The sequence below is a fragment of the Streptomyces sp. MB09-01 genome, assembly GCF_033794505.1.
Lineage (GTDB): Bacteria > Actinomycetota > Actinomycetes > Streptomycetales > Streptomycetaceae > Streptomyces.
In genome coordinates this window covers 1-4,641 of record NZ_JARAYQ010000420.1, presented here as the reverse complement: position 1 = coordinate 4,641, position 4,641 = coordinate 1, and the positions used below count along the sequence as shown (strand labels likewise).

The 4,641-nt window shown below is 67.5% G+C and carries 4 protein-coding genes; 3 read left to right on the top strand and 1 reads right to left on the bottom strand.

Annotation, left to right across the window (positions count from 1 at the left end):
• The first annotated feature begins 288 nt into the window (after window positions 1-288).
• From PV721_RS41425 to PV721_RS41415, 3 genes are all read left to right on the top strand, one after another.
• On the top strand, window positions 289-1,332 hold the full coding sequence (locus PV721_RS41425) for an aminoglycoside phosphotransferase family protein (RefSeq protein WP_319733787.1): 1,044 nt from the start codon (window positions 289-291) through the stop codon (window positions 1,330-1,332).
• Window positions 1,333-1,693: 361 nt separating this feature from the next.
• On the top strand, window positions 1,694-2,158 hold the full coding sequence (locus tag PV721_RS41420; protein WP_319733786.1) for a hypothetical protein: 465 nt from the start codon (window positions 1,694-1,696) through the stop codon (window positions 2,156-2,158).
• 631 nt (window positions 2,159-2,789) lie between these two features.
• Entirely contained in the window at window positions 2,790-3,449 is a 660-nt protein-coding gene (locus tag PV721_RS41415; RefSeq protein ID WP_319733784.1) for a hypothetical protein, read from the top strand.
• Window positions 3,450-3,667: 218 nt separating this feature from the next.
• On the opposite strand, the gene PV721_RS41410 is transcribed toward PV721_RS41415, so the two are convergent.
• Complete coding sequence (locus PV721_RS41410; protein WP_319733781.1) at window positions 3,668-4,438, bottom strand: DUF2071 domain-containing protein; 771 nt, start codon at window positions 4,436-4,438, stop codon at window positions 3,668-3,670.
• Window positions 4,439-4,641: the final 203 nt, after the last annotated feature.

Sequence of the window (4,641 nt, the reverse complement as noted above, 5' to 3'; positions counted from 1 at the left end):
CCCCCATCCCCCGCCCGGGTACAGACCCGCTCCGCGCAATTGCGAGACCAGGACGCGTCAGGAGCGCGCAAACCCCGACCACCCGGCACCTCCTGCCGATCCACCGCAACGCCCCCAGAACTGCCGCCCCTCATGCGTGTATCTGATCGCACCGTCCACACGGGCACGGGGCGCCCGGACGGTGACACCTGACGACCAGATGCCGCACCCGTCCGCAGCGGAGTCTCGGGGCGGGCCGTTCCGCCGGTACGCCACGGGACGCATTCTCGCGATCATTAGGCTGTGGGCATGGCCGAGGACGAGGTTGAGAACGCGACGGTTGACACTGATGCCGATGACCCGGGATGGTCCAACACCCGTGCGTGGGTGGAGAAAAGCCTCCCTACCAGGCACCGGATCCACGGCGTGGAGACACTGCACGGCGGATGGACCTCACAGATGCGCCGCCTCCTCGTCAACAGCGACGGCACAGGCGACAGCGCGGGTGAGGGCGAGCCGTACTCCCTCGTGCTGCGCTCGTTCGTGAAACCGTTCTACGTCAAACACGCCCCGGGACTGCTGACCAGGGAAGCGGACACCCTCCGCTTCCTCGCCGACACGGCCGTGCCGGCCCCCCGTCTCCACGGTGTCGACGCGACCGCCGCGACGTGCGACCACCCGTCGCTGCTGATGTCGATGCTGCCCGGCAGCCCCAGACTCGACGCGCACGACATCGAGGGCAAGGCCCGACTCCTCGCCCGCCAGCTCCAGATCATCCACTCACTGCCCGTCCCGGAAGCATCCCGGCCCCGTACCTACGAGGCGTGGACCAGCCCCGAACGAGTACAGCTACCCGAGAACCCGAACCGGCCCGAGGTGTGGCAGCGCGCCCTGGACGTGATCCGCCGTCCGCCCCCCGCCTACCAGCCGTGCTTCCTACACCGCGACTTCCACCCCGGCAACGTCCTGTTCACCCAAGAAGGAACCACCCTGACCATCACCGGTGTCGTCGACTGGGTGGAAACCTCCTGGGGGCCCGCCGACCTCGACATCGCCCACTGCTCCACCACCCTCGCCCTCCTCCACGGAACACCTGCCGGCATGCAACTCGCCGCCCACTACACCGCAGCCGGCGGAACACTCACCAGCAACGCGACCGACCACCTCTACTGGCGCGTCCTGGACGCACTAGCCTTCGCCCCCAACGCCCAAAAGATCGCCGAACCCTGGCGGCAACTCGGCAGGAAAGACCTCACGCCGACCCTGCTGACACACCGCCTGGAAAACTACCTCCACACCCTCCTACGCACCTTCAACCAATCCACAACCCATACACGCCACCACCACACGTAGAGGGGGCCACGGCAACGCCGACCCGCACCACAACACCCACGACACCGCCGGCGCCAGGGCCTCGACAAAGTGGGCGCCGTCCTATTTGTAGTGTATTGAGCCTGCGTTCTCGCCTGCGACCGCCAGGTGGGTGCGGGCCGAGACGCTGGAGGAGGACTTGCCGCCCGGCCCCGGCGATGAACTCGTTTATCTCGCTGGAGCAGTCTGCCGGGACACCGCTCATGGTCCCGTGACCACGACAGTCAGGCCCGCCGGTGGTAGTACTCCAAGGCCTGGGTCGCCCCCGTCCTGGTCGACTGCAGGGCAGCAAACACCCAACGCGCCAGGTCAGTTGGCCGCGAATGTGTCCTACTGTTCTGAAATGACCTGGATACCGCTGCTTGCCACGCTCGTCGGTGCCGTGATCGCGATGGGATCGGCGCTGTTGGTGGAGCGCAGGAAGACACAACGAGAGACGGCAGTCGAGTGGGGCAGAACACGACGGCAGCTCTACGCGAGGTTCCTCGCAGACCATGCTCAGGCAGGCAGTGACCTGCGCAATATCGCCGCCACGCCTAGCCTGGATGTGAGCGAGAGGTACCGGCAGACACGAGCGGCCTACGCACACTGCTACACGTCTCGTCACGAGCTGGAACTTCTCGCTTCCAGCGCTGTCGTCGCTCTAGCCGAGGAATGCAGTGGGGCAGTCCGAATGATGCGTGACGCCGTTAGCGCCGGAGCGCGAATCGACAGCGATCAGTTCGAGGAACTCACACGCAGGTACCTGGACCTGCGCCTACAGACGCGCGATGCCATGCGTTCAGACATCTGCTCTGACAACGCCTGACGACGGTAGGGATCGCAGCTGCTGCAGCAGGGGCTTCCGCCACCAGCGTCGACACGTTCCCCGACCGAGTGGCCCTTGAGCCCAGTGGTCGCCATCCGCTGCTGCCCAAGTGGGTCCTGCCCGCGGAGACCACGGTCCGCCGGCTACTGGCCCGCATCGATGGCGACGCGTTGGACCTGGCAGTCGGACGCTGGCTCGCGGACCGTCGCCCGAGAGCAGCCGGAGCGGCGGGGCTGCGTGGCCTGGCGGTGGACGGCAAGAGCCTGCGGTGCGGCAAAGGCGAGGGGCCAGAAGATCCACCTGCTCGCCGCCCAGCTCCCGCGCGGTGGCCACCTGGCGCAACCTCGCCATCGGAGCCCTCCGGACAGTTGGAGCGAAGAACATCGCGGCCAGCCTCCGTCGCAAAGCCCGCGACCCCGATCGCCCCCTTCAGCTCCTCGGGCTCGCATGATCACAAACCGGATATCACTCGACTACGCCCAAGTCCTGCGCCGGTCCGCAGCACGACACCGTCGACACCGGCTGCAAGACACCACGTTGGGGGGTGACAGATACCCGATACCGGCTCACAAGCGCACCCAGATGCGTACCATCACCACACACACCCGTCACCACACAAACCGAGGAACCCATGACCACACCCACCCACACCACCAACATCAAAGACGACTACGCACAACAAATCGCCAACGACCTCACCGCCAACCACACCGCACAACAACACACACGAGACGAACTCCACCGCCTCCAACAAGAACTCCAACAACTCGAGGAAAGCGCAAAAGTCCTCCTCAAAATGCAGCAAGCCCTCGGCATCCCCACACCGGACGCCATCACTCAAACCGCCAAACCCGCCACCAAGCACACCGCAGTACCAACCCCGCGCAACGCCACCCGCAGCACCAAGAAGACGTCAGAACCCAAAACCACCCCCACCCCCACGGCTACCGCCACCACTCCCACTGCAGCCGCTCCTGCCGCCACTTCCCCTGCTGCCGCTGAAGTGAAGACGCCACGCACAACCAAAACCGACAAAGCCAAGAAGGAAACCAGCAGCGTCCCCTCCTGGCTCGAACTCATCACCACCACCCTCACCGGCAAAACCGAACCCCAATCCGCCGCCGAAATCACCCACACCATCAACACCACCCACCCCGAACGCAAAGCCCAGGCAGCCGTCATCCGCAACACCCTCGAACAAGGCGTCGCGCGCGGCCTCCTCGAACGCACCAAACAAGGGCGATCCGTCTACTACACCCCCACCACCCACACCCGACAGCAGCACCCCTGAACCACCACGCGGCACACGGCACGATCGCCCTACGCCACCCGTGCCGCGCCATCCCAACGCGGAGCCGGCGGTACCCCCGCACCCCGGCCGGCCACCACGGCTCCGCGCCGAATCGGCCTGCCCTCGCATGCTTCCGGGCCGCCCCGTCCGTAGGGCTTGCCCTCCCCCAGGGGGGCAGGTGGCCCGGTTCCGTGGCTGTCGGCCGTCCGAGCCGGTGGCTACCGCGACTGCGGGCGGGCAGGGCGGGCAGGGCGGGCGAACCGTACGGCGACTCCCGGGGAGTACAGCACGCTCACAGGCGCGCCGGCGGGCGCGGGCAGGCCTGCCGCCGCCAGCAGGTTCTCGTCGCAGACGAGGAGTTCGGCGCGGTGCAGCGGCCAGCGCGGGTGGGTGTTCGGCAGGTACAGCGGCCGGCCGGAGAAATCGCTGTGCATGCCCCAGCGGGCGGTCAGGAAGTGTTCGAGGTCGGTCGGCTCCCCGATCGGGTCGCCGGTCCGCACCGTGATCGTGCTGTGCGCGCCCCGCGGCCCAGGCCACCGCCGGCTGCTGGTGTAGGTGAAGATGGGGCCGTCCCGGCGGATCGTCATCCGTGACCACACGTACGGGAGGCGGAACACGCCCCGTCCCACAGCTACCGGGATCAGACGGGAAGCGTCGAGGGAGCGGAAGACCACACCCCGGCGGCCGTGGGCATCCACCGAGTAGAGGCGGACGTTGGTCTCCGGGAAGGAGCCCAGGTAGGGGATGCCGGGGAGGCGGCCCCATCCGATCCGGTGCATCCGGAACGCGACAAGGCCGACATAGGTGAGCCCGTCCAGCGTGTCCGGCACGGTGCCGGCCGGGAGCAACGGGGCGATGGCGGCGGGGTCGGCTGCCCAGTGCAGGAAGGTGAGGTCGAGCCAGAACTGGGTGAGCAGCGGGCGGTCCGTGTGGTGGGGCGGGTCGGCCGTCACGGCTTCGGGGGGCACGGCGGGCGGCGTGTGTGACATTGCGTCAGTATCCCCGAGGGTCTTGCCCGGCGATGCTGATGTCCGTGAGGCGATCCTGGATCGGTTTCTTGGATCGGCATCCTCAATCGTGAAAGGACGCCCTCCTGGATCGTGAAGGGACGGCCTCTTGGATCGTGGGGGGGGCGGCTCCCTCCATGGTGGGCGGGTGGAAGCGCCCGCCCGCGCCGGTGTGCTCGTGTGTG